Here is a 23,355-nt window from a genome sequence, read left to right as displayed (position 1 = left end):
CTCTGCCTTCCAGGAGCACCGCTTCGCCTCAATGGGGAATCGCTTTCAGCTTTTGGAATTGGCTGATGCGGAACCAGCGCGGCAGGAATTGCCGGATTTCGTCGTCGTTATAACCGACCTGCAGTTTTTTGCCGTCATGCAGGATTGGCAGCCGCAAAATGCCCGGGTTTCCTTGAATGACTTCATACAGTTCCGGCATAGACAAAGTATCGAGGTCGACTTTCAGTTTTTTGATGGCGTAGGCTTTTTTGGAGATGATCTCTTCCGTGCCTTCATCCGTCAGCGATAAGATCTCCTGGATCTCTTCGACTGTGATCGGCGTAACCGAGATGTTTTTTTCAGTGTAAGGGATATTGTATTCATTGAGCCATGCAATCGCTTTCCGGCAGGAGGTATTGCTCGTCGCAGTAAATAATTTCGCTTTCATCGTGTCACATTCCTTTCATTCAATGTACCTTCCTTCATCTGTTTGATGATCTCAGGGGGGAACAGCGTGCGGCAAAACACTTTTGCAAACTGCTGATAATCCACATCCAAGCCCTCGCTATTGCGGACTTGTAATTTTTCGAGCAGCGACTGCAGGCACCATGTCAACGTTCCAATATCAATATCCGGCCACATGAGCCCTTTTCGCTGAAGCTTTTCAAGATGCTGCAGCACTTTTTTCTGCATATGCACTTTTGCATCTTTGACCACTGCGGCCAATTCGGCATCGCGGATCAGCAGCTCGGGCATCAATTTCCTTAAATTCGATTCATTCATTTTATGGTAATGCATTTCAAGGCGCCCAGCTAACAGCTTTTCGGGATCGCCGCTTTTCCACTCGAGATCAAGCGGCATGATGTCTTCGAGCTGATTTTCGATGAGCGACATCAATAATTGCCGCTTGTCTGAGAAATACCGGTAAAATGTGCCGGTAGCAACATGGGCCCGTGCGGCAATCTCTTTTGCCGTCGTGTGTTCGTAGCCCTTTTCGATAAAGAGGGATTTGGCACTTTCAATCAATGCCTCTCTTTTTAACTTTGATCGTTGTTGTTTCGGAAAAGTCGGAAAATCTCCGACCAAATTTTCGTTCGGCATTTCGTCACCTCTAGTACATAGAATAACACGCTTACACGAAAAACATGAACTCTGGTTCATGTTTTAAAAGCGTTTATTTTCATGCTGCTTCACATTTTCGCCATTTAATGTTAAAGCTCCTCCACATCTTCACCATTTAAAATCAGCTTATAGGCCAAAGCCGGCATGATTGAATGGGCAACGGGGCAATATTTGTCAGCACTCGTCCGTATTGCGTGCCACACCCGCTCTGGCTCCACTTCGCCATCTACCAGGAAAGTTACGGCAATCGCCGTAAATTCTTTTGGGGGCTTGTCATTTTTCTCACCTTCAGTGACAATTTCAATGCGTTCGATCTTATTCATGCGGCTTCTCAGGATCGCCACCACATCCATTCCAACGCAGCCGGCGAGCGCACCTAGAAGCGCCTGCATCGGCAGGACGCCATTTCCTTCCCCGCCTGTCGCCTGATGGGCATCCATTGCGAGTTCATGGCCTCCGGGAGTCGTCATCGTGAACAGAAAATCTTTTTGCCATGTTGTCGATACTTTCAAAGTAGGTCCAACCATTTCTTCTCCACCTTCCGGCAATAAATTTACTTTTATTCTAACATTATTATTCTGAATATTCCGCGTTCTTAAAATTATTTTTTCAGCTATAGGAAAACCCCTCTGATCCAAATGGGATCAAAGGGGTCTGCCGTGTTCGTATGTAATCATTTCTATAACGTCCCAGGAGAGATTCGAACTCCCGACCGACGCCTTAGAAGGGCGTTGCTCTATCCAGCTGAGCTACTGGGACATGGCTTTCTTTTGGAATCGATTCTCCAACGAAAGACAATTTTAATTATAGAAATGATTTCATTAAAAGTCAATGCTATTTTGCAAAAACATTAAATTGATTTTTTGTTATTCTTCAAAGCCGTTGAGCAGTTTTGATAACGATTGCTGCATTTCTCTCATAGCATTGCCGCGATGGGAAATGGCCGCTTTTTCCTGTGGCTGCATCTCTGCCAATGTCCGCCCCTCGGATGGCACCCAGAAAATCGGGTCATAACCGAAGCCGTTTTCGCCGATGCGCTCTTCAATGATATAACCTTCGCAAGCCCCCGAGAAAACTTTTGTTTCTTTTCCAGGAACAGCGATTGCCAGCACACAACGGAAACGCGCATGGCGTTTTTCTTCCGGAATGCCTTTCATTTTCTCCAAAACTTTGTCGATGTTCGCGCTGTCGCTTTTCTCGCCGCCGGCATAGCGCGCCGAGTAAACGCCAGGTTCGCCGCCGAGTGCATCAATTTCCAGCCCGCTGTCATCCGCGATAACGGCGGTGTTAAGGAGTTTGGCAACAGTTTCCGCTTTCAGTATCGCATTTTCTTCAAAAGTGGAGCCTGTTTCTTCAACGTCGATTTCTTCTGCGATATCGCGCAATGTCAAAACTTCATAGCCGAACGGACGGAACAGCGCTTCGAAATCCTTTGCCTTGCCCAAGTTTTGTGTTGCAATGATCACTTGTTTCATAGGTTGGAATTCACCTCTTCCCCGACCCGGAGAGCAATCTTTCCGAGTACTTGTTTTTGCATTTCAATCAATTGGCTGATGCCAGCTTCGCCAAGGTCCAACAATTCGTTGAGCTGTGCCCGTGAGAATGTCGCCTCTTCTCCAGTGCCCTGCAGCTCGACGAAATGTCCAGCTCCGGTCATCACAAGGTTCATATCCACTTCTGCTGTCGAATCCTCGACATAGTTCAAGTCCAGAATCGCACCGGTTTCTTCATCGATGCCGACGCTGGTTGCTGCCAGGAAGTCTGTTACCGGAAAAGCCGGCAAGTCCAGTTCGCCGATCGCCATCGTCATAGCGACGAATGCGCCGGTAATGGAAGCTGTACGCGTTCCGCCGTCCGCCTGGATCACGTCACAGTCAATCCATAGCGTGCGTTCGCCCAATTTTTCCAAATCGACGACAGCACGGAGTGCGCGGCCGATCAAGCGCTGAATCTCCATCGTGCGCCCGCCCACTTTGCCTTGCGATGATTCACGGCGATTGCGTGAATTGGTTGCCCGCGGCAGCATCGAATATTCGGCCGTGACCCAGCCTTTGCCTTGCCCTCTTAAAAACGGTGGTACTTTTTCTTCGATAGTTGCTGTACAAATCACTTTCGTCTGCCCCACTGTAATCAGGACCGATCCTTCGGGGTGTATCAAATACTCTGTATCCATTTGCACCGGGCGCAATTCGCTCGCTTGTCTTCCATCAATTCTAGTCATGTATATTTCCTCCTCAACTCTTCATCATTAGATTACCATATTTGCGGAAGCTCGACCAAAAAAACCTGGCGGCGTGAGCCGTCAGGTTTTGGGAAAACGTATGGAATGGACGAACGGTTCTTCAATGCCCAGCCATTTCTGGATGATCGACCGGAAGATGGGAATCGAGCCGGACGTATAGAAATGGTGGACTGGCGGCTTGGTGCGATCAGAAAGCTGGCCTTTGAAGCGCAAGTGGCGCTCGACGTCTTTGGCTGTCTCTTCAGCTGATGACAACACTTTGACACCGCTGCCGAACACGCCCTCGATAAAGTCTTGCAGCAAGGGGTAATGGGTGCAACCCAAAATAGCTGTGTCAAAAACTTCCCCTTCGAGCTGGGACAATGTTTCCTCCACCATTTTGCGGGCAAATTCCCCTTCGTACTCATCACTTTCCACGAGCGGAACAAATCTCGGGCACGCCAATTGAACAACATTCGATGAAGACACGAGCGACTTCACAGCTTTTTCGTAAGCGCCGCTCTGGACGGTCCCCAGCGTGCCGAGAACCGCAATATTCTTCCCAGGAGAAGATTTGATTGCTGCGCGGGCCCCTGGAAAAATGACGCCGATTACGGGAATCGGCAATTTTTTCTGAAGCGAGTCCAACGCTGCAGCTGTTGCGGTATTGCACGCAATCACCAGCATCTTGATTTTCTTTTTCATCAGCGCCTGCGCCATCTGCCACGTAAACTTCTTCACTTCTTGCAGTGAACGGGGTCCGTATGGGCAGCGCGCATTGTCGCCAATATAAAAGATCTGTTCATTCGGCAATAATTTCATGATTTCCTTGGCAACGGTCAGTCCGCCTACCCCTGAATCGATAACACCTATGGGCGCATTCATGTTCAAATCACCACTATCCTATTTCATGTTTGTGTGGAGCTTCTCAAGAAGCATGGAAAATTGTCCAGCTTCTTCTTCGCTGAAATTCGCCAGCACATTTTCCAAGTAATCCTGGCGCTTTTTAATCACTTCTTCAATAATCCGTTCGCCCTCTTTTAGGAGTTTGATGCGGACAACACGGCGGTCCTGCTCTTCACGGATGCGCACCACAAGTTCATTTTTTTCCATGCGGTCCACTAAGTCAGTCGTTGTGCTGAACGCCAGGTACATCTTGTTGGAAAGATCTCCGATTGTCATGTCCCCGTGTTCGAAAAGCCATTGCAAAGCAATAAACTGAGGCGGTGTAATGGTATAGGAATTCAGGATTTCGCGGCCTTTTTGCTTGATGATGCCGGAAATGTAACGAAGTTCTTTTTCCATAAACGCTACCCGTTCCGGGTCATGGAGATTCTGTTTGGCATTTTCATTCATTGAATTCAACACTCCTTGGCTAAGTATCCTTCTCTCTATAGTGAAGGTTTTTTATGGATATGGCAAGAATCCGCTTATTTTTTTGTTGAAATTAACTGCTTTGCTGTAAATAATTGCTTTTGCTCTTCTGTCCACGGATGGCCTTTGCCCGTGTCTTTCGAGATCTGGACCATGATGCCCCGTCCCGTAAAACAAGTTTCTCCGGCTTCATTCGTCACCCAATAATGGATGTCTACCGATGAATTGCCCACTTTTGCAGCTTTCACATAGACCGACAGTATTTCATCAAAAAAGACCTGCTGTACGTAATCCACTTGCATATCTGCCACTACCGGGATCAACCCATAGCCGTCAGCCAGCCAGTTTTGCATAAGGCCGAGGCTTTTCATATATTCGATGCGGGCGAATTCAAAATACGTGATGGGCACTGTATTATTGACGTGCCCGAACATATCGGTTTCCGAAAACCGGACTTGCACCGGCACTGAAAATTCGAATCCGTTCTGCCATTTTTCCCTATTTTCTATGTAATTCGCTTTCATCTAGAGTCCCCCATTGCGCTTTATTTTCTTAGTATAGCAAATAATAGTCCATTGGGGACATACAGCTAAAAATAGATAGAAAAAAACCCCGCATAAGCGGGGTTTTAAAACTAGTTAGACATTATGGTCGCTTCCGAAGAAGTTGCGGAACATTTGAACGGTTGTGTCGCGGTTCAAAGCTGCGATTGAAGCTGTCAAAGGAATTCCTTTAGGGCAAGATTCAACACAGTTCTGAGAGTTACCGCATCCGCCTAGTCCGCCTTCACCCATGATTGCGTTTAAACGCTCATCACGGTTCATGGCACCTGTCGGGTGGGCATTCATCAAGCGCACTTGTGAAAGTGGCGCCGGTCCGATGAAATCGGATTTATCGTTGACGTTCGGGCATGCTTCCAAGCATACGCCGCAAGTCATGCATTTTGATAATTCGTATGCCCATTGGCGTTTACGCTCTGGCATACGCGGGCCTTCGCCCAAATCGTGCGTGCCATCGATTGGCACCCATGCTTTGACTTTTTTCAGTGAGTCGAACATGCGGCTGCGGTCAACGATCAAGTCGCGGACTACAGGGAATGTTTTCATCGGCTGAAGGCGGATCGGCTGTTCCAATTGGTCGACAAGCGCCGTACAAGATTGGCGGGCTTTGCCATTGATGACCATAGAACAAGCGCCACAAACTTCCTCAAGACAGTTCATGTCCCATGTTACCGGGGTTGTCGTTTTCCCTTCGATGTTGACAGGGTTGCGTCGGATTTCCATCAATGCCGAGATGACATTCATGTTTGGACGATATGCTAATTCGAACTTTTCCCAATACGAATTTTCATCCGTAGAGTTTCTGCGTTCGATTTCAAATATAACCGTTTTTGCTGCTTCACCCATGGTAAAATTAGCTCCTTTCTAAGTGCTATGCTTTCGCCGAATAGTCACGTTTACGCGGTGGAATCAATGAAAAATCGACTTCTTCGTAATGGAAGATCGGTGCATCGTAGCCATTGAACTTCGCCATTGTCGTTTTCAAGAATTCTTCATCATTACGCTCCGGGAATTCCGGTTTGTAATGGGCGCCGCGGCTTTCGTTGCGCAGAAGCGCTCCGATCGTGATAGCCCGTGCTAAATGCAGCATATTTTTCAACTGGCGCGTGAACATTGCGCCCTGGTTGCTCCAAAGCTGAGTATCTGTGATGTTGATGTGGTTGAAACGCTCCAGCAATTCCTGGATTTTTTCATCCGTTTTTTGCAGGCGATCGTTGTAGCGCACAACTGTTACGTTGTCCGTCATCCATTCGCCAAGCTCTTTATGCAGGACATATGCATTCTCCGTACCGTTCAACGCGAGAATCTCTTCCCATTTGCGCTGTTCTTCAGCTTGGGCTCTGTCATAGATATCCGAAGGAAGGTCTTCTGCCAAAACGTCCAAGCCTTTCATGTACTCGATTGCATATGGCCCTGCGACCATTCCGCCATAAATAGCGGATAATAGGGAGTTTGCGCCCAAACGATTTGCACCGTGCTGGGAATAATCGCATTCGCCTGCCGCAAGAACGCCAGGGATGCTTGTCATCTGATGATCGTCAACCCATAGGCCGCCCATTGAATAATGGACTGCCGGGAAGATTTTCATCGGCACTTTGCGTGGGTCGTCACCAGTGAATTTCTCGTAAATTTCAATGATTCCGCCAAGCTTAACGTCCAATTCATGCGGGTCTTTATGGGAAAGATCCAAGTAGACCATGTTTTCGCCATTGATGCCAAGCTTTTGGTTAACGCAGACATCGAAGATTTCCCGTGTCGCGATATCACGCGGCACAAGGTTCCCGTATGCCGGGTATTTTTCTTCAAGGAAGTACCAAGGCTTGCCGTCTTTATAAGTCCAGATACGGCCGCCTTCTCCGCGCGCTGATTCTGACATCAAGCGCAGTTTATCATCGCCTGGGATTGCTGTCGGGTGAATTTGGATAAATTCGCCGTTCGCGTAATACGCTCCCTGCTGATAAACGATTGAAGCAGCAGATCCCGTGTTGATAACAGAGTTCGTCGATTTGCCGAAGATGATCCCAGGTCCGCCAGTTGCCATGATAACAGCATCTGCACGGAAAGCACGAATTTCCATCGTCGACATGTTTTGGGCTGTAATCCCTTTGCTGACGCCTGCATCATCAAGAACCAGTCCGAGGAATTCCCAACCTTCGTATTTTGTGACAAGCCCGCTCACTTCATAGCGGCGAACCTGCTCGTCCAAAGCGTAAAGCAATTGCTGGCCAGTTGTTGCGCCTGCGAAAGCTGTTCTGTGGTACATCGTGCCGCCGAAACGGCGGAAGTCCAAAAGGCCTTCAGGTGTGCGGTTGAACATGACGCCCATGCGGTCAAGCAAACGGATGATTTCGGGTGCAGCATCTGTCATCGCTTTAACCGGTTTTTGGTTAGCCAGGAAATCGCCGCCGTAAACGGTGTCATCAAAGTGAATATCCGGGGAATCCCCTTCACCTTTTGTATTTACCGCTCCGTTGATCCCGCCCTGCGCACAAACCGAGTGAGATCTTTTTACAGGAACGATTGAGAATAGGTCGACGGGAGAGCCTGCTTCTGCCGCTTTAATAGCAGCCATCAAGCCGGCAAGGCCGCCTCCTACGATAGTAAGTTTGCCTTTCGCCATTATGGTATTCACTCCTCTTTTAGTTCACCAAATATCGAAATTTTATTAAACGAATGCGAATAGCGCTCTGATGCCGATAATAGACAAGACGACAAATACGAGCAACGTGAAGTACGTTGAGTATTTCTGTGCCTTTTCAGACTGCGTGATTCCCCAAGTAACCAAGAATGACCATAAGCCGTTCGCCAAGTGGAACGTCGCTGCCAATACACCCAAGATGTAGAATACCAGCATAGCCGGGTTGTCGAGGATGTTGGCCATCATGTTGAAGTCTGCTTCAGCAGCATTGCCGATAGCGACTTGGAAACGCGTTTCAAACACGTGCCATGCGATGAAGATTACCAGGAAAATTCCTGTATAGCGCTGTGCCACGAACAATGTGTTGCGCATGTAGCTGTAATGCCCCACATTATTTTTCGAAGTGAACGCTATGTATAGACCGTAGAACGCATGGTACATCAACGGTAAATAAATAACGAAGATCTCCAAGAAGATTACGAACGGCAAGCTCGCCATGAAATGGGAAGCTGTGTTAAACGCTTCCACGCCTTGTGTCGCAAAATGGTTGACGATTAAGTGCTGCGTCAAGAACAATCCGATTGGAATGATCCCCAATAGTGAGTGCAGCCTGCGCATTAAAAATTCTCGATTATCCAAAATTTTACCTCCCTTAGGCGTTAATGGGCAGCAAAAAGAGCAATCGATATGTTACGAAAGCATCCATTGACTGCTATTATCATCATGATACAATAATATGACATATTTATTGTACTCCGCACCAATAGGAGCGTCAAGGCAACTTGCCTCATTACTAACAGTTTCATCCTTTAATTTATTATATTGAAAGTGGGTTCAACATGACTGTCACAGACACAGATTTTAACGGAAAATTCGGCTTGGAAGTTCTACGGGAACACGTAATCCCTGATATTCTCGGGCGCCACCAACCGGATATCCTATACTGGGCCGGCAAATCGCTTGCCCGCAAATTCCCACTGGCATCGCTGGACGAGGCATCGGACTTTTTCAGGCAAGCCGGCTTCGGCGAGCTGACACTTGAGCGTTCGGCTAAAGGCGAAACCGTGCTGCACCTTGCTGCGCCTGGGCTGGAGCATCGTTGCTTCAAGCTCGAAGCCGGATTTTTGGCACAGCAAAAACAGAATATTGACGGTTTTATGACAGAAGCTTATGAAGAGCCACTCGGCAAGAAAAAGGGCGTTCGCATCACGTTGAAAACGGATACGCGCGATAAAGTTTAATCATCCCGATATAGAAAAAGGCAAGTTCACCAATGTGAACTCGCCTTTTTTTATATCGTTAAACCGAAGGCGCTGTGGAGCGCGTTCGCGGATTGATTCATGTCCGATTCGGGCACAACAACGGAGATCTTGATTTCCGAAGTGGAGACCATTTTCACAGGGATGCCTTCTAACCGAAGGATATCAAACATTTGGGCAGCGACACCGGGATTGGATACCATGCCGGAGCCGACGATGGAAACTTTCGATAAGCCGACTTCATACGTTGCTGCCAGGAATCCGATTTCTTCTTGCCGCTCAGCGAGCACCCGGCGCGTTTCCTCCAGGCTGTCTTCTTTGATTGAAAACGAAACCGAAGGCGGGGCATCATCTGTAATGCTCTGGACAATGATATCAACATCGATATGATGCTTCGCCAATGTCGTGAAGATGTTCGCCAGTGAACCATTGAACGCTTTTTTATAAGTAACCGTCACACGGGCGATTCCGGATTCGAACGCCACGCCTCTGACAATCAGATTTTTTTCCACAGTGATCACCTCTTGTATGATTGTTCCCGGTTCATCCGAATAACTTGCGCGGACCGATAAAGGGACATGATTGTTTTTCGCAAATTCAACCGCGCGCGGATGCAATACGCCAGCCCCTAGATTCGCCAGCTCCAGCATTTCATCGTAGGAAATCTGTTCCAGCTTGCGCGCACCGGTTACGAAGCGCGGGTCGGATGTATAGACGCCGTCGACATCGGTATAGATTTCACATTTATCCGCATGCAAGGCAGCGGCAAGCGCGACTGCCGTTGTATCAGAACCGCCACGGCCAAGCGTCGTGATATTGCCGATTTTGTCGACGCCCTGGAATCCGGCGACCACACAAAAATACCCGTCGCTCAGCGCCTGTTCGATGCGCTCGGTGTGAATCTGTTCAATGCGGGCATTGCGCGGCACGGATTCGGTTTCAATCCCCGCCTGCCAGCCGGTGAATGACAGCGCTTCGTGGCCAAGCATTTTAAAGGCCATCGCGAGCAGCGCAATCGTCACCTGTTCGCCGGTTGCCAGCAGCATGTCCATTTCCCGCTTTGGCGGCTCTGACGAGATGTCCCCTGCCAATTCGAGCAGCGTATCAGTGGTTTTGCCCATCGCCGACACGACGATGACGACACGCACGCCTTTTTCCTTTTCACGGATCGCGCGTTTTGCGACCCCGATGATTTTTTCTGGTGTTGCAACGGATGTTCCGCCAAACTTCATGACAACAGTTTTCATTCTCTCCACTCCCATATTGTAAGTGGCCCTCAACATGAATGCCGGACTGGCCGATACGCCAGCGCGGCTAGACAATAAAAAAAGGCAGCTCGCCGGATTGCCGGCAAACTACCTCTTTCATCATGCACGAATAAAAAACGTCCATGTGAGATAGCCCTCCAGAGATTGACTCTGACAGCCCTGCATTTCTTAAATGCAGAACCAGCACACGGATTTGCAAGAATCCGTACACTTCGGCGGCTGCCCCTTTCCCCATTCTTCACAGATTCTGCAAATCTCCGAATGGCTACTTTTGGCGTCCGCGCCTCTATCATCACTTTTCCAAGTGATCTAAATATGTCTTTACGATATCACGTTATTGTTCAGCTGGCAATGATTGCTGTGAAAAATGCTGTTGGATCTGGTCCGCCAGCTTGTCTGGCATGCCCGCTTCTTTCAAATCTTCCTTGCTTGCTTCTTTGATGCGTTTTACAGAACCGAAATGCTTCAATAGCTGCTGTTTGCGCTTCGGCCCGACTCCCTCCAAATCGTCCAATGCGGACTGGATCGAGTTTTTGCCGCGCAACTGGCGGTGGAACGTAATGACGAATCGATGGACTTCGTCCTGGATGCGCTGCAGCAAGTAAAACGCTTCGCTTGTGCGTTTCAGCGGCACCGCCTCCACTGGATCGCCGTACAGCAGATGCGAAGTTTGGTGTTTCGCGTCTTTGGCGAGGCCAGCAATCGGTATCGACAAGCCGAGTTCGTCTTCCACAATTTCACGGGCGGATTCGATCTGCCCCTTGCCGCCATCGATGACGATCAGGTCAGGCAGAGGAAGCCCATCTTTCAGGACCCGTGTATAGCGCCGGCGGATAACTTCGCGCATCGCTGCGTAATCATCCGGCTTCGAGGCATTGCGCGTTTTGTATTTCCGGTAATCTTTCTTCGAAGGTTTGCCGTCGATGAACGTAATCATCGCCGACACAGCGTCCGCGCCTTGGATATGCGAGTTATCAAAAGCTTCGATGCGCAGCGGCGTGGCAATGTTCAGCGCCGTGCCCAATTCTTCGCAAGCCCCGATCGTCCGCTCTTCCTGGCGTTCAAGCAGACCGAATTTCTCTTTGATTGCGATTTCCGCGTTCGTTTTCGCAAGCTGCAATAAATCCTTTTTCTTGCCGCGCTGCGGAACGAGCACACGGATATCCAGCCATTCACGGATCAATTCCGCGTCGACGCCTTCCGGCAGCAAGACTTCATTCGGTTTGACGTGATGCGGCTGTTCATAAAACTGACCGATGAACGTCAAAAACTCTTCCTGCGGGTCCCGATACAATGGAAACAGCGACACGTCCCGCTCGATCAATTTGCCTTGGCGCACAAAAAAGACTTGGACGCACATCCAGCCTTTATCAACGGCATAGCCGAAAATATCGCGGTCAGTGAAATCATTCATTGCCATTTTTTGTTTTTCCATGACGGTTTCGATATGCGCAATCTGGTCGCGGTATTCTTTTGCCCGTTCGAATTCCAGATTTTCAGCCGCTTCGGACATCTTTTCAATGAGGTCCTGTTTGACGTCGCGGAAGCCGCCGTTCAAGAATTTCGTAATGCTGTCGATCATTTCCTGATAAGTTTCTTTTTCAACCGGTTTGATGCACGGCGCCAAGCATTGGCCCATATGGTAATAAAGGCAAGCCCGGTCCGGCATCGTATGGCATTTCCGCAATGGATAAAGCCGGTCCAGCAGCTTTTTCGTCTCACTCGCCGCATAGGCATTCGGATAAGGGCCGAAATACTTGCCTTTGTCCTTTTTCACTTGCCGCGTCGTGATCAGCTTCGGATGGCGTTCGCCAGTTATTTTCAAGTACGGATAAGACTTATCGTCTTTCAGCATGATGTTGTATTTGGGATCGTGTTTTTTGATCAAATTCAATTCCAGGATCAACGCTTCGATGTCCGAGGACGTGACAATGTATTCAAAATCCTCGATTTCACCGACGAGCCGCTGTGTTTTCGCATCGTGGCTGCCCGTGAAATACGAACGCACCCGGTTTTTCAGCACTTTTGCCTTGCCGACGTAAATGACCGTATTTTGCCGGTCTTTCATCAAATAACAGCCTGGCTGGTCAGGCAGAATTGCTAATTTATGCTGGATCAATGTGTTTGCCATATTCTCACCCTATTAAAAAACCGGGTGCCATTTCTGGACCCGGTTAAGAATTATGCGTGTTGGTTAACCAATTCAGCCAATGCTTCTTTAGGGCGGAAGCCGACAACTTTATCTACAGGCTGTCCGTCTTTCATCAAAAGAAGTGTTGGAATTGACATGATGCCGTATTCGCTGGCAGTGCCTTGGTTTTCATCCACGTCCACTTTCACGATTTTCACTTTGCCGTTCATATCTGCATCCAATTCTTCAAGTACTGGAGCGATCATTTTACAAGGTCCGCACCATGCAGCCCAAAAGTCTACTAGTACTAGGCCTTCAGAAATTTCTTGTGAAAAGTTTTGGTCTGTTCCTTTAACGATAGCCATTAATAATTCCTCCTTGGGTTATAAACAAAATCTAAAACGATTATATCATGCGCTAAATGGTCTAGCTATTTATATGCCTATTGTTTATTTACCCCAATTTTGTTCGAATAAACGAGAGTTTTTTAATACCGATATTCCGCAAAACTGCCTCGCTTGCCGCGGGCGAGCGCTGAGCCGCTTCGTCGCTGCGCTCCTGCAGGGTCTCAGCTGTCTCGCTTTCCCGCAGGCGTCTCGGCAGTTTTGCTACATATCTGGAGATATCATTGAAATACAGACAGTAATCTATTAGGTTTTCGACTAAAGAATGATTCAGTATTTAGATTCACCTTTAAATGAAACAAAACTCTTCCGACAGCATCGAAAGAAAAAGGCTGTCGAGAATTTCTCGACAGCCCTCCCTATTATTCAAGACCCACATTTCTGCGTGTCTTATTTTATTACATTACTTTCTTGAATTCTTCAGTCAACATCGGGATGACTTCGAACAAATCGCCGACGATGCCGTAATCCGCTACTTTGAAGATGTTCGCTTCCGGATCTTTGTTGATGGCAACGATGACTTTCGAGTTGGACATACCCGCCAAATGCTGGATTGCGCCTGAGATTCCGGCTGCGATGTAAAGGTCCGGTGTAACGACTTTACCTGTTTGGCCGATTTGCAATGAGTAATCTACGTAGTCCGCGTCACATGCTCCACGAGATGCGCCGACTGCGCCGCCCAATAGGTTGGCAAGTTCTTGCAACGGTGCGAAACCGTCTGCACTCTTGACGCCGCGGCCTCCTGCTACGATAACTTTGGCTTCTGACAAGTCAACGCCTTCAGTCGATTTGCGGACAACGTTTTTGATGATCGTACGCAAGTTTGTGATGTCTACTGACAATGAGCTGATGTCGCCTGAACGCTCTTCTTTTGCAAGTGGAGTGATGTTGTTCGGGCGAACTGTGATAAACGAAACGCCTTCTTTGTTTTTCACTTTTTCAAATGCTTTGCCTGAATAGATCGGGCGAACGAATACTGCGTCGTCGCCTTCGCCTTCGATTGCCGTCACATCTGAAATCAAACCTGTTTGCAGCTTAGAAGCGATTTTCGGCGACAAGTCTTTGCCGACTGCTGTATGTCCGAAAACCAAAGCTTCCGGGCTTTCCTGTTCTACAATAGCCATGAACGCCTGGCCGTAGCCGTCAGATGTATAATGCTTCAAATGCGGGTGTTCAACTGTTACGACGCGGTCTGCGCCGTAGTTCACCAATTCCTGGCCGAAATCGCTGACTGCGTCTCCCAAAAGAACCGCAACCACTTCTCCTCCGCCCGAAATTTGCTTCGCAGCGGCAATTGCTTCAAATGATACGTTGCGCAATGCGCCTTCGCGCGTTTCCGCCAATACTAATACTTTTTTTGCCATTGTCCGTATACCCCCTAAGTAGATGTGAAAATGCTCGGAATGATTTATTTAACCGATTTTATTGGATTAAATGACTTTCGCTTCGTTGCGCAGCAAGCCGACTAGTTCAGTGACTTGCGCTGAAAGGTCACCCTGTAGTACGCGGCCAGCAGCTTTTTTAGGCGGCAAGTAGATTTCGATTGTTTCTGTTTTCGCTTCTACATCGTCTTCTTCGATGTCAAGATCATCCAATTCCAGTTCTTCAAGCGGCTTTTTCTTCGCTTTCATGATTCCTGGAAGTGATGGGTAGCGCGGTTCGTTTAAGCCTTGCTGTGCCGTTACCAAAAGTGGCAATGACGTTTCAAGCTCTTCCGCGTCGCCTTCGATGTCTCTTGTGATCGTTACAGTTGTGCCGTCGATTTTAAGGTCTGTGATTGTCGTCACGTAGTTGATGCCCAACAAGTCAGCAACGCGCGGTCCGACTTGGCCAGAACCGCCATCGATTGCAACGTTTCCTGCAAGGATCAAGTCCGGGTTTTTATCTTTCAAGTACTCAGCCAATATGTATGCTGAAGTAAACTGGTCCATTTCTTCCACGTCATCTTCCGTGTTGATCAGAACGGCTTTGTCCGCCCCCATCGCCAATGCTGTGCGAAGCTGCTTCTCTGCTTCTTCTCCGCCCATTGTAATGACAGTCACTTCGCCGCCGTGCGCGTCGCGTACTGTGATTGCTTCTTCGATCGCATACTCATCGTAAGGATTGATGATGAATTCGGCGCCGTCTTCCTGGATCTGGCCGTTAGAAATCACCAGTTTTTCTTCTGTGTCAAAAGTGCGTTTTACCAATACATAAATGTTCATGAACGTAAACCTCCCAAGTATTATTTCCCTTTGAATTGTGCGTGTCTTTTTTCCAGGAAAGCCTGGATGCCTTCTTTCGCGTCTTCCGAAACAAATACTGTCCCGAATGATCCGGCTTCCGCTTTAACCCCTTCATAATAAGAAGCAGGTTTTGCGTATTGGAGCATGTCGATTGCCGCTTTCACGGAAACCGGGCTCTTTTTCGCAATTTTCTTTGCAATTGTAAGCGTTTCCGAAAGCAGGTCTGCTTCAGGGTAGGCGCGGTTCGCCAAGCCCAATTGAGCTGCTTCCGTTCCTGTAATCGGATCACTCGTCAATAGCATTTCGGCCGCTTTCGCTACGCCGACGTATCTCGGAAGGCGCTGTGTGCCTGCAAAACCGGGAATCAGCCCTAGCTGCAACTCCGGTAATCCCAGTTTAGCATTTTCACTGACAAATCGCATATGGCAACTCATCGCCAGTTCCAGGCCTCCGCCCAGAGCCGCTCCGTGAATGGCTGCCAGCACTGGTTTGTGAAACGTTTCGAGCCGTTCAAAAACTGCTTGCCCGCTTGCTGAAAGCTTCGAGAATTCTTCGCCTGAACTTACTTCAGTGAATTCCTTGATGTCTGCTCCCGCTGAAAAGAATCTGCCTTCTCCGTGAAGGACGATTGCGCGGACTTCTTCATCATTCGCTACTTCATCAAGCAAGTTGCCGACTTCGAGGATCAATGAACGCGATAACGCATTCGCTGGCGGACGGTTGATGGTCGCAATTGCAACGCCGTCCTCTTTTTTCCAACTGATAAATTCCATTCGATTAGCCCCTCTCTTATGCACGCATACCCTTCATCAACAGTCGATGAACTTTTGGCGCCAAACTGACCAAATCGTATTTATGGTCATTCATCACCCAGGTGGTGATGGTCTCATCCATTGTACCAAAAACCATTTGCCTTGCTAAACGGATATCCATGTCTTTATCAAATTCCCCGGTCTCCATCCCATTGACGAGGATTTTGTCCATTAACAATAAATACTCCCTCAACACGCCATTTATTTTTATGCGGAGCTCGTGGTTCGATTGCCGGAGCTCCAGCTGGGTGACGATGGCAAGGTGCAGATCGTTCGCAAGCAAATCGAAATGGCTTTTGATCATCAATTGCAGTTTGTCCGAAGCGGACACTTCCTGTTCGAGTATGTCACCCAGCTTGCTGACGAACAGCCCCATTTTTTCCTGAAAGACCGAGATCAGGATGTCTTCTTTATTCTTGAAATATAAATAGATGGTGCCATCTGCGACGCCTGCTTGTTTCGCGATTTTCGAGACCTGCGCCTGATGGTAGCCATTTTCAGCAATTACGATTACGGCCGCATCGATGATTTGCTTGTATTTCGGTTTATCCTTCTTTACCAATTCATCACCACCCAAAAAAATATGAAAATATGAATGGCGGTTCATTCATATTTTCATATTATAGTTTAAGGAATATTGTGTCAAGCTTTTATGCGCTTATCCGCTTAGGAAGGAATCGCTTCGCTTTGTTTTGCGCGCTCTTCATCGACCAGCGACCGCCGCAGGATTTTCCCTACTGCCGTTTTCGGCAATTCTTTGCGGAACTCGTAAATGCGCGGAACCTTGAATGACGCCAAGTGTTCGCGGCAATACTTATCGAATTCTTCTTCTGTTACAGTATACCCTTCTTTCAAGACAATGTAAGCTTTTACTGTTTCTCCGCGGTATGGATCCGGAATTCCAGCTACGACGCATTCTTGCACTGCTTCGTGTTCATACAGCACTTCTTCGATCTCGCGCGGATAAATATTGAATCCACCGGCAATGATCATGTCTTTTTTGCGGTCGACAATGAAGAAATGGCCGCCTTCATCCATATAGCCGAGGTCTCCAGTCAACAGCCAACCGTCAACAATTGTAGCGGCGGTATCTTCCGGTCGGTTCCAGTATCCTTGCATCACTTGCGGGCCTTTGATGGCGATTTCGCCGATTTCACCATGCGGCACTTCTTCCGTCGTGCCAGGCAAGAAGATTTTGCTGTCGGTATCCGGATATGGATAGCCGATCGATCCTTTTGTGCGTTCTCCCCAGACAAGGTTTGAGTGGCTGACTGGCGAAGTTTCGGTCAAGCCGTAGCCTTCGACCAATTTCCCGCCCGTGATTTTCTCGAACTTTTCTTGTACTTCTGCTGGCAGAGGAGCAGATCCGCTCAAGCAAGCTTCGATGGAAGACAAATCGTATTTCGCGATGTCCGGGTGGTTCATTAAGCCGATGTACAATGTCGGTGCGCCAGGGAATAAAGTCGGCTTTTGTTTATTGATCGTCTTCAATGCCGTTTCAGGATCGAATTTCGGCAGCAGCACCATCCGATTGCCTTGCATAACGGAAAGAATAAGAACCGTCGTCAAGCCGTAGACGTGGAATAACGGGATAATGCCCATGATCGTCTCTTCGCCCTTTTTGCATTTGTACAGCCAAGCATCACACATGGTTGCATTGGAAATCAGGTTTTTATGCGTCAGCATGACGCCTTTCGGTGATCCGGTCGTGCCGCCAGTGTATTGCAGCAATGCCAAATCGTGTTCGAAATCGAATTCCGGCTTCTTCACATCGGTCGAAGCGATTTTCATGATCTCCAGGAATTGATGGTTGATGCCGCGGTGTTCGACTTTTACGCTGAGGCCTGTCTGCCGTTTCTGAATGAACGGATAAATGATGTTTTTCGGGAATGGCAGATAATCCTTAATCGCCGTGACCACAACATTCTCCAGTTTCGTCTCTTTCAGCACTTTTGCGACGCGCGGATACAGAAGGTCCAGCGTGACAATCAAACGTGCTCCGGAATCGTTCATCTGGTACGCAATTTCACGTTCCGTGTAAAGCGGGTTTGTCATGACGACGACGCCGCCGGCATATAGGATACCGTAGAAACTGATAACCGCCTGCGGTCCGTTCGGCAACATGATCGCGACGCGGTCCCCTTTTTGAATCCCGAGCTTCTGCAAATAATTCGCAAATTTCATCGCGGAATCATAAAGCTCGTTGTACGTCACATCTTTCCCCAGGAAATGGATGGCGACTTTCTCCGGAAACTGTTCGTGGGCCTGAGTCAAATACTCCTGTACCGGCATACTCGGATATTGAAGCGTGTGAGGAATTTCTGGCGGATAATGAGCGAGCCACGGTTTCTCTGTCATTCTTTCTTCCTCCTTCTAAAATAAAGAATAGTGAAAATATTCCTACTTTTATTATAATCGACATTGAAAGGGCTTTCAACAAGAAATGCGGAAACGGCCGTTTAGGTTCGAAAAGCGTAAGATGGACTGGCAAAGCGGCGTGTTTTTAGCCGCATAGCCAGAACGTCTTAGACCCGAGAACCTGGCCGTTGCAGCTGGACATCAAGAAATGCGAAAGTGCCCGTTTACCTTTGAAAAGCAGCATTAAAAACAAAAACTGCCCAGAAAAGTCAGAGCGACTTTCCGGACAGCCTGATTTATTTAAAAAACAAAAAGGAAGATGACTCCCACTATTACAAACAGCACGCAAAACACGAACAGTATTTTGATGAGGTTTTCCATCGTTTACAACTCCTATGAAATACTTGCTCCGATGACAAATGACAGCCCGACAGAAATCGTCAAGGAGATAAAGCCGACGGAACGGTTATCGTTTTCAATTTCTTCGTCCACTTTAAATCGAGGGGTCAGGAATTCAAACAATAGATACGCGAATATCAACAGCGCAAAACCGTATAAGCCCCAGCCGATCATTTCCACCAAGGAATTATGCTGATCGATTGAAAAGCGGAAGATATTCGTGATGCCGAAGATTTTGCCGCCTGTCGCCATCGCAACCGCAACATTCCCTTTTTTAATTTCTTCCCAGTTCTTGTATTTCGTGACGATTTCAAAAAGTACCATTGAAACGATCAAGCACAGCACGACCACACTGAAATATCCAGCTGTTTCAACGAGCGGATGGGTCCAAAAACCAGTTTCCGACATTCTCATTTCTCCCCTATATAACTTACTTCAACTCAGCAATCGTGACACCGGATCCGCCTTCGCCCGCTTCACCGAAACGATAGCCTTTGACTCTCGGATGTTTTTTTAAGTATTGCTGGACTCCTTGCCGCAATGCGCCAGTCCCTTTTCCGTGGATGATTGACACTTGATGGTAATTCGATAATAACGCATCATCAATGTACTTTTCAACCCGCATCAAGGCATCTTCGTAGCGTTCGCCGCGCAAGTCGAGTTCAAGTTTAATATGGCTGTCGCGGTTTTGCAGCGTTGCCATCGTCCGTGTTTCTTTCTGTTTTTCAGGTTTCGTATACGACAGATCGGATTCTGCGAGTTTCATTTTCAGGATGCCAATCTGGACAATCCATTCTTTGTCCGATACTTTTTCCACCAACGTGCCTTTTTGGCCGAATGAAATGACTTTCACTTCATCGTTCACTTTCAGGACATGCTGCTGGTTTGCTTTCGCGGCTTTTTTCAACACGCGATTCTCTGGCATCGCTGCCTCGAGGCGTTTTTTTGCTTCAATTAATTGATGTTCTTTGACGCTGGATGTTTGATTCATCTGCATCTTGCGCAGTTCAGACATGACCGCTTCGGCTTCGCGCGTCGCTTCTTCAACGATTTTGCGCGCTTTTTCTTTTGCTTTGTCTTCAAGTTTCTCTTTCTGGCTTTCGTAATCCTTCAATTGCTGCTCAAGGTCTTTTTTCAGGCTAGTAGCTTCGGCACGCAATTCAGCTGCCTGTTCAGCGTCCTGTTCGGACTCTCTGCGGCTTTTTTCAAGTGAAGCAATCATCGAATCGACTTCCCTGCGGTCCGTGCCCGTAAAGCTCTTGGCGTGGCTGATGATGTGCTCCGGCAAACCGAGGCGCTTCGAAATTTCAAACGCGTTGCTGCGCCCAGGGACGCCGATCAATAAGCGGTACGTCGGGCTCAGTGTTTCCACATCGAATTCCACACTGGCGTTCGCAACGCCTGGCCGGTTATAGCCGTATGCCTTCAGTTCCGGGTAATGGGTCGTCGCAATGACGCGTGCACCGCGGCCATGGACTTCATCAAGCAAGGAAATGGCAAGCGCGGCCCCTTCCTGCGGATCCGTGCCGGCGCCGAGTTCATCGAAAATGACCAACGAATTGCTGTCAAATTTCGACAGGATGTCAACGATGTTGACCATATGAGATGAAAATGTACTCAAACTTTGCTCAATCGATTGTTCATCGCCGATATCAGCGAATACCTGATCGAATACTGCTAGCTCTGAACCGTCCAGCGCCGGGACAGGAATGCCCGCTTGCGCCATCAGTGTAAACAGCCCAACGGTTTTCAGCGTCACGGTTTTACCGCCCGTATTCGGTCCGGTAATGACGATTGCCGTGATGTCGCGCCCGAATTCGATATCGTTTGCCACTACTTCATCGGCCGGAATCAACGGATGCCGCGCTTTTTTCAATTTGATATAGCCTTCTGTGTTCATCTCAGGCTTCGTGCATTTATGTTCCGCTCCGTATTTCGCTTTCGCGAAAACGAGGTCCAATTCACCCAACACTTCGACCAAGCCGAACAAGTCATGGGCCACTTCCTGCACTTGTGAAGAAAGCATCTGAAGAATGCGGTCGATTTCTTCTTTTTCTTTCATTTTCAATCGGCGTACTTCATTGTTTGCCTGCACGACCGCATCAGGTTCAATAAATAAGGTCTGGCCCGATGACGATTGGTCATGGACGATGCCGCCGTAGTGGCTGCGGTATTCCTGTTTGACCGGGATGACGAAACGGTCGTTGCGGATCGTAACGATCGTATCCGACAGCATTTTCGCTGCGTTTTTGCCGCGCACCAAGCTTTCCAGCCGTTCACGAACACGGCTTTCCTGGGCGCGCAATTGCTGGCGGATGGTTCGAAGGCCTGGGCTCGCGCTGTCGAGCACTCCGCCATTGTCATCGATGCACATATTGATATCGTGTTCCAATTGCGTCAAAATCGGCATCGCCTCTTTTTTCGCAAGGAAATGCGGAATCGAGATAGCGCCTTCTTCACGAATACTTTCGAAGAATTGGCGCAAAATCCGGCTGGCACGGATGGTCGACGAGACTTCCATCAATTCCATCGGGCTGAGTGAACCGCCGATTTGTGCGCGTTTTGCGTGCATGCGGATATCGAAAATCCCGCCCATCGGCACATTTCCTTTGGTGCGGATAATCGCCGCCCCTTCATCCATTTCTTCCAACAGGCGGTTTACTTCGTTTATTTCAATCGACGGCAATAATCCGTCGATATGGGCTTTGCCGAGTGAAGACGTGCAATACCGCGCTACTTCGCTGCGGATTTTATAAAATTCCAGTGTTCTTAAAGCGCGTTCTGCAATCACGCGGGACACCTCCTACTTTTTGATAAATGCACGCAGCCGCTCAAGCGGCCACGTGTTGACGACATTGTCTTTCTTCAGCCAGGCTTTTTGGGCATGTTTTACCCCGATAGCCATGACTTCAAGCTGTTCGGCCGCGTGTGCGTCCGTGTTGATCGCCACAGGCACACCTTTTTCCTGAGCCATTTCCAAATATTCAACGGCTAAGTCCAAGCGGTACGGGCTGGCATTCAATTCAACGATTTTGCCGTACTCTTTTGCCCAGTCGAGCAATTGTTCGACATCCGGATCATAGCCGTCGCGCTGTCCGACAATGCGGCCTGTCGGATGGGCAATCATATCGACAAGCGGATTTTTCATCGCTGTCAGGATGCGTTCCATGATCTGTTCGCGGGGCTGCTGGAAACTCGAATGGATGCTGGCAATGACAAAGTCAAGCTGTCCCAACACTTCATCGTCAAAATCGAGTGAGCCATCCGGCAAAATATCCATTTCCGTTCCGGATAAAATGTCGAAATCATCGTATTTTTTATTCAGCTCACGGATTTCCGCGTTCTGCTGCAACAAGCGCTCCGGCGTCAAGCCGTTCGCCACTTTCAAGTATTGGGAATGGTCGGTAATGGCCATGTAGCTATAGCCTTTGCTGCGCACGGCTTCCACCATTTCCGTCAGTGAATGCGCGCCGTCTGACCACGTCGTGTGCATGTGCATATCGGCTGTGATGTCTTCGAGCGCAACCAAATTCGGCAACTCCTCCAGCCGGTCGATTTCCCGGCCGTCTTCTCTTACAGAAGGCGGAATGAACGGCAAACCGAAATGGGCATAAAAATCAGCTTCAGAACTAAATGTCGCGATAGAGCCATCCGGCTGCTCCACGCCGTATTCGCTGATTTTCTTATTTTGCGATTTGGCCAATTGGCGCATCCGCACATTATGGTCTTTCGAGCCCGTGAAATGATGGAGCGCGGTAATGAATTCCTCCGGCGCCACCAAACGGAAATCAATATCGATAGGATCCTGAAATTCAACCGTCACCGATACTTTCGTATCGCCCGATGCAATTGTTTCCTGGACAGGCAATGCTGCGAGCAGCTTTTCTTTCACTGTTTTAGGGTCAGACGTTGCGATGATGAAATCAAGGTCTTTGCTGGTTTCTTTCGTACGGCGGTAGCTGCCAGCAACTGAAAACTCGCTGATGCCTTCGATCGCCCCAAGAATCTCCTCAACAAATTTGACCGCTTCTTCCGTTTTCCAAATCGGATGGCGGCCAGGTTTCGATTCGAAATCGGTCAATTCCTTCAAAATCTTGTCTTCGGATTTCGGGCCGAAGCCCGGCAGTTTCTGGATTTCGTGGTCCAGGCAGGCCTGCTTCAACGCTTCCGCCGAATCAATGCCCAGCTCTTTATACAATTTCGCAATCTTCTTGCCGCCCATGCCTGGCAATTTCAATAACGGAATCAGCCCTTTCGGCACTTCTTCCTGCAATTCCTCAAGCACCGACGATTTGCCAGTTGCGATCAAATCCGCGATGACTTCTCCCGTGCCTTTGCCGATGCCTTTCAGCTTCGTCACATCTTCGATTTCGTCCAAGCTCCGCTGATCCAGTTCCAGCGCTTGTGCCGCTTTGCGGAAAGCACTGACTTTAAACGGGTTTTCCCCTTTGATTTCCATATAAACCGCTATTTTCTCAAGCGTTCTGATGATGATTTTTTTGTTCATGATAAGCCTCCGGTAATATGACTTGTCTGCAGCAAAATTATTTGTTTTTAAAAATGTGGATGTAACCGATACTCCGCAAAAACAGCCTCGCTTGCCGC

The 23,355-nt window shown here is 48.5% G+C and carries 23 protein-coding genes, 1 tRNA gene and 1 riboswitch; of the genes, 1 reads left to right on the top strand and 23 read right to left on the bottom strand.

The genetic code is table 11. The features are described from left to right. Positions 1-28 precede the first annotated feature (28 nt). The 12 genes from spx to QMA09_RS02970 form a co-directional block, all read right to left on the bottom strand. Positions 29-427, bottom strand: coding sequence for a transcriptional regulator Spx (gene spx, locus QMA09_RS03025; protein WP_135500567.1), 399 nt, complete (start codon positions 425-427; stop codon positions 29-31). After that, entirely contained in the window at positions 424-1,080 is a 657-nt protein-coding gene (locus tag QMA09_RS03020; protein WP_290211965.1) for a TetR/AcrR family transcriptional regulator, read from the bottom strand. The genes spx and QMA09_RS03020 overlap by 4 nt, the downstream gene beginning before the upstream one ends. A gap of 110 nt (positions 1,081-1,190) precedes the next feature. Further along, complete coding sequence (locus QMA09_RS03015; RefSeq protein WP_290211963.1) at positions 1,191-1,628, bottom strand: OsmC family protein; 438 nt, start codon at positions 1,626-1,628, stop codon at positions 1,191-1,193. Positions 1,629-1,786: 158 nt separating this feature from the next. Continuing rightward, positions 1,787-1,860 (bottom strand) — tRNA-Arg (locus QMA09_RS03010). A 107-nt stretch (positions 1,861-1,967) separates the two neighbouring features. Continuing rightward, positions 1,968-2,576: an XTP/dITP diphosphatase gene (locus QMA09_RS03005; RefSeq protein ID WP_290211962.1), complete on the bottom strand. Its 609-nt coding sequence runs from the start codon at positions 2,574-2,576 to the stop codon at positions 1,968-1,970. Further along, complete coding sequence (gene rph, locus QMA09_RS03000; RefSeq protein ID WP_290211961.1) at positions 2,573-3,322, bottom strand: ribonuclease PH; 750 nt, start codon at positions 3,320-3,322, stop codon at positions 2,573-2,575. The genes QMA09_RS03005 and rph overlap by 4 nt, the downstream gene beginning before the upstream one ends. An 81-nt stretch (positions 3,323-3,403) precedes the next feature. Further along, positions 3,404-4,207 (bottom strand): glutamate racemase, encoded by an 804-nt coding sequence (racE, locus tag QMA09_RS02995; RefSeq protein ID WP_290211960.1) that lies wholly within the window; start codon positions 4,205-4,207, stop codon positions 3,404-3,406. Positions 4,208-4,225: 18 nt separating this feature from the next. Then, positions 4,226-4,678 (bottom strand): MarR family winged helix-turn-helix transcriptional regulator, encoded by a 453-nt coding sequence (locus tag QMA09_RS02990; RefSeq protein WP_135500562.1) that lies wholly within the window; start codon positions 4,676-4,678, stop codon positions 4,226-4,228. Between the two features lie 74 nt (positions 4,679-4,752). Beyond that, entirely contained in the window at positions 4,753-5,220 is a 468-nt protein-coding gene (locus tag QMA09_RS02985; protein WP_290211959.1) for an acyl-CoA thioesterase, read from the bottom strand. A gap of 114 nt (positions 5,221-5,334) precedes the next feature. After that, the gene (gene sdhB, locus QMA09_RS02980) at positions 5,335-6,102 is read right to left on the bottom strand and encodes a succinate dehydrogenase iron-sulfur subunit (RefSeq protein WP_135500560.1); all 768 of its coding nucleotides are present in this window, start codon (positions 6,100-6,102) and stop codon (positions 5,335-5,337) included. A 25-nt stretch (positions 6,103-6,127) separates the two neighbouring features. After that, a complete protein-coding gene (sdhA, locus tag QMA09_RS02975; RefSeq protein WP_135500559.1) occupies positions 6,128-7,876 on the bottom strand; it encodes a succinate dehydrogenase flavoprotein subunit in 1,749 nt (582 codons plus the stop codon). Positions 7,877-7,921: 45 nt separating this feature from the next. Then, positions 7,922-8,536, bottom strand: a complete 615-nt coding sequence (locus QMA09_RS02970; protein WP_135500558.1) for a succinate dehydrogenase cytochrome b558 subunit — start codon at positions 8,534-8,536, stop codon at positions 7,922-7,924. Between the two features lie 197 nt (positions 8,537-8,733). On the opposite strand from QMA09_RS02970, the gene QMA09_RS02965 reads away from it, so the two are divergent. Then, positions 8,734-9,135 carry a YslB family protein gene (locus QMA09_RS02965; RefSeq protein ID WP_290211958.1) on the top strand — a complete coding sequence of 134 codons (402 nt, stop codon included), beginning with the start codon at positions 8,734-8,736 and terminating at the stop codon, positions 9,133-9,135. Between the two features lie 50 nt (positions 9,136-9,185). Here the strand turns inward: QMA09_RS02965 and QMA09_RS02960 are convergent, their stop codons facing one another. From QMA09_RS02960 to polX, 11 genes are all read right to left on the bottom strand, one after another. Next, positions 9,186-10,400, bottom strand: a complete 1,215-nt coding sequence (locus QMA09_RS02960) for an aspartate kinase (RefSeq protein WP_290211957.1) — start codon at positions 10,398-10,400, stop codon at positions 9,186-9,188. A 143-nt stretch (positions 10,401-10,543) separates the two neighbouring features. Then, positions 10,544-10,718, bottom strand: a riboswitch (Lysine riboswitch). Between the two features lie 37 nt (positions 10,719-10,755). Continuing rightward, positions 10,756-12,552: an excinuclease ABC subunit UvrC gene (gene uvrC, locus QMA09_RS02955; protein WP_290211956.1), complete on the bottom strand. Its 1,797-nt coding sequence runs from the start codon at positions 12,550-12,552 to the stop codon at positions 10,756-10,758. A gap of 50 nt (positions 12,553-12,602) precedes the next feature. Beyond that, positions 12,603-12,917 (bottom strand): thioredoxin, encoded by a 315-nt coding sequence (gene trxA, locus QMA09_RS02950; RefSeq protein WP_135500553.1) that lies wholly within the window; start codon positions 12,915-12,917, stop codon positions 12,603-12,605. 437 nt (positions 12,918-13,354) lie between these two features. Continuing rightward, on the bottom strand, positions 13,355-14,320 hold the full coding sequence (locus tag QMA09_RS02945) for an electron transfer flavoprotein subunit alpha/FixB family protein (protein WP_290211955.1): 966 nt from the start codon (positions 14,318-14,320) through the stop codon (positions 13,355-13,357). A 66-nt stretch (positions 14,321-14,386) separates the two neighbouring features. Continuing rightward, positions 14,387-15,160, bottom strand: a complete 774-nt coding sequence (locus QMA09_RS02940) for an electron transfer flavoprotein subunit beta/FixA family protein (protein ID WP_135500551.1) — start codon at positions 15,158-15,160, stop codon at positions 14,387-14,389. Between the two features lie 20 nt (positions 15,161-15,180). Beyond that, positions 15,181-15,954 carry an enoyl-CoA hydratase gene (locus QMA09_RS02935; protein ID WP_290211954.1) on the bottom strand — a complete coding sequence of 258 codons (774 nt, stop codon included), beginning with the start codon at positions 15,952-15,954 and terminating at the stop codon, positions 15,181-15,183. A 16-nt stretch (positions 15,955-15,970) separates the two neighbouring features. After that, positions 15,971-16,600 carry a fatty acid metabolism transcriptional regulator FadR gene (locus tag QMA09_RS02930; RefSeq protein WP_158290559.1) on the bottom strand — a complete coding sequence of 210 codons (630 nt, stop codon included), beginning with the start codon at positions 16,598-16,600 and terminating at the stop codon, positions 15,971-15,973. Positions 16,601-16,659: 59 nt separating this feature from the next. Next, entirely contained in the window at positions 16,660-18,351 is a 1,692-nt protein-coding gene (locus tag QMA09_RS02925; RefSeq protein ID WP_290211953.1) for an AMP-binding protein, read from the bottom strand. A 393-nt stretch (positions 18,352-18,744) separates the two neighbouring features. Then, positions 18,745-19,158: a DUF350 domain-containing protein gene (locus QMA09_RS02920; RefSeq protein ID WP_290211952.1), complete on the bottom strand. Its 414-nt coding sequence runs from the start codon at positions 19,156-19,158 to the stop codon at positions 18,745-18,747. Between the two features lie 22 nt (positions 19,159-19,180). Continuing rightward, positions 19,181-21,541, bottom strand: a complete 2,361-nt coding sequence (locus QMA09_RS02915; RefSeq protein ID WP_290211951.1) for an endonuclease MutS2 — start codon at positions 21,539-21,541, stop codon at positions 19,181-19,183. Positions 21,542-21,553: 12 nt separating this feature from the next. Continuing rightward, the gene (gene polX / locus QMA09_RS02910; protein WP_290211950.1) at positions 21,554-23,257 is read right to left on the bottom strand and encodes a DNA polymerase/3'-5' exonuclease PolX; all 1,704 of its coding nucleotides are present in this window, start codon (positions 23,255-23,257) and stop codon (positions 21,554-21,556) included. Between the last annotated feature and the right edge of the window lie 98 nt (positions 23,258-23,355).

Origin of the sequence: Planococcus sp. APC 3906 (genome assembly GCF_030407685.1) — a bacterium.
Classification (GTDB): domain Bacteria; phylum Bacillota; class Bacilli; order Bacillales_A; family Planococcaceae; genus Planococcus; species Planococcus koreensis.
The sequence above is the reverse complement of the archived record's forward strand: the minus strand, read 5'-3'. Positions and strand labels throughout refer to the sequence as shown.

Coding starts and splice junctions, on each gene's coding strand:
- QMA09_RS02985 (WP_290211959.1), bottom strand. CDS start 5,220: ATGAAAGCGAATTACATAGAAAATAGGGAAAAATGGCAGAACGGATTC.
- QMA09_RS02990 (WP_135500562.1), bottom strand. CDS start 4,678: ATGAATGAAAATGCCAAACAGAATCTCCATGACCCGGAACGGGTAGCG.
- racE (WP_290211960.1), bottom strand. CDS start 4,207: ATGAATGCGCCCATAGGTGTTATCGATTCAGGGGTAGGCGGACTGACC.
- QMA09_RS02945 (WP_290211955.1), bottom strand. CDS start 14,320: ATGGCAAAAAAAGTATTAGTATTGGCGGAAACGCGCGAAGGCGCATTG.
- QMA09_RS02965 (WP_290211958.1), top strand. CDS start 8,734: ATGACTGTCACAGACACAGATTTTAACGGAAAATTCGGCTTGGAAGTT.
- polX (WP_290211950.1), bottom strand. CDS start 23,257: ATGAACAAAAAAATCATCATCAGAACGCTTGAGAAAATAGCGGTTTAT.
- QMA09_RS02960 (WP_290211957.1), bottom strand. CDS start 10,400: ATGAAAACTGTTGTCATGAAGTTTGGCGGAACATCCGTTGCAACACCA.
- QMA09_RS03015 (WP_290211963.1), bottom strand. CDS start 1,628: ATGGTTGGACCTACTTTGAAAGTATCGACAACATGGCAAAAAGATTTT.
- QMA09_RS03005 (WP_290211962.1), bottom strand. CDS start 2,576: ATGAAACAAGTGATCATTGCAACACAAAACTTGGGCAAGGCAAAGGAT.
- sdhA (WP_135500559.1), bottom strand. CDS start 7,876: ATGGCGAAAGGCAAACTTACTATCGTAGGAGGCGGCCTTGCCGGCTTG.
- QMA09_RS02930 (WP_158290559.1), bottom strand. CDS start 16,600: ATGAACCGCCATTCATATTTTCATATTTTTTTGGGTGGTGATGAATTG.
- QMA09_RS03020 (WP_290211965.1), bottom strand. CDS start 1,080: ATGCCGAACGAAAATTTGGTCGGAGATTTTCCGACTTTTCCGAAACAA.
- QMA09_RS02935 (WP_290211954.1), bottom strand. CDS start 15,954: ATGGAATTTATCAGTTGGAAAAAAGAGGACGGCGTTGCAATTGCGACC.
- QMA09_RS02925 (WP_290211953.1), bottom strand. CDS start 18,351: ATGACAGAGAAACCGTGGCTCGCTCATTATCCGCCAGAAATTCCTCAC.
- QMA09_RS02940 (WP_135500551.1), bottom strand. CDS start 15,160: ATGAACATTTATGTATTGGTAAAACGCACTTTTGACACAGAAGAAAAA.
- trxA (WP_135500553.1), bottom strand. CDS start 12,917: ATGGCTATCGTTAAAGGAACAGACCAAAACTTTTCACAAGAAATTTCT.
- spx (WP_135500567.1), bottom strand. CDS start 427: ATGAAAGCGAAATTATTTACTGCGACGAGCAATACCTCCTGCCGGAAA.
- uvrC (WP_290211956.1), bottom strand. CDS start 12,552: ATGGCAAACACATTGATCCAGCATAAATTAGCAATTCTGCCTGACCAG.
- QMA09_RS02920 (WP_290211952.1), bottom strand. CDS start 19,158: ATGTCGGAAACTGGTTTTTGGACCCATCCGCTCGTTGAAACAGCTGGA.
- rph (WP_290211961.1), bottom strand. CDS start 3,322: ATGACTAGAATTGATGGAAGACAAGCGAGCGAATTGCGCCCGGTGCAA.
- sdhB (WP_135500560.1), bottom strand. CDS start 6,102: ATGGGTGAAGCAGCAAAAACGGTTATATTTGAAATCGAACGCAGAAAC.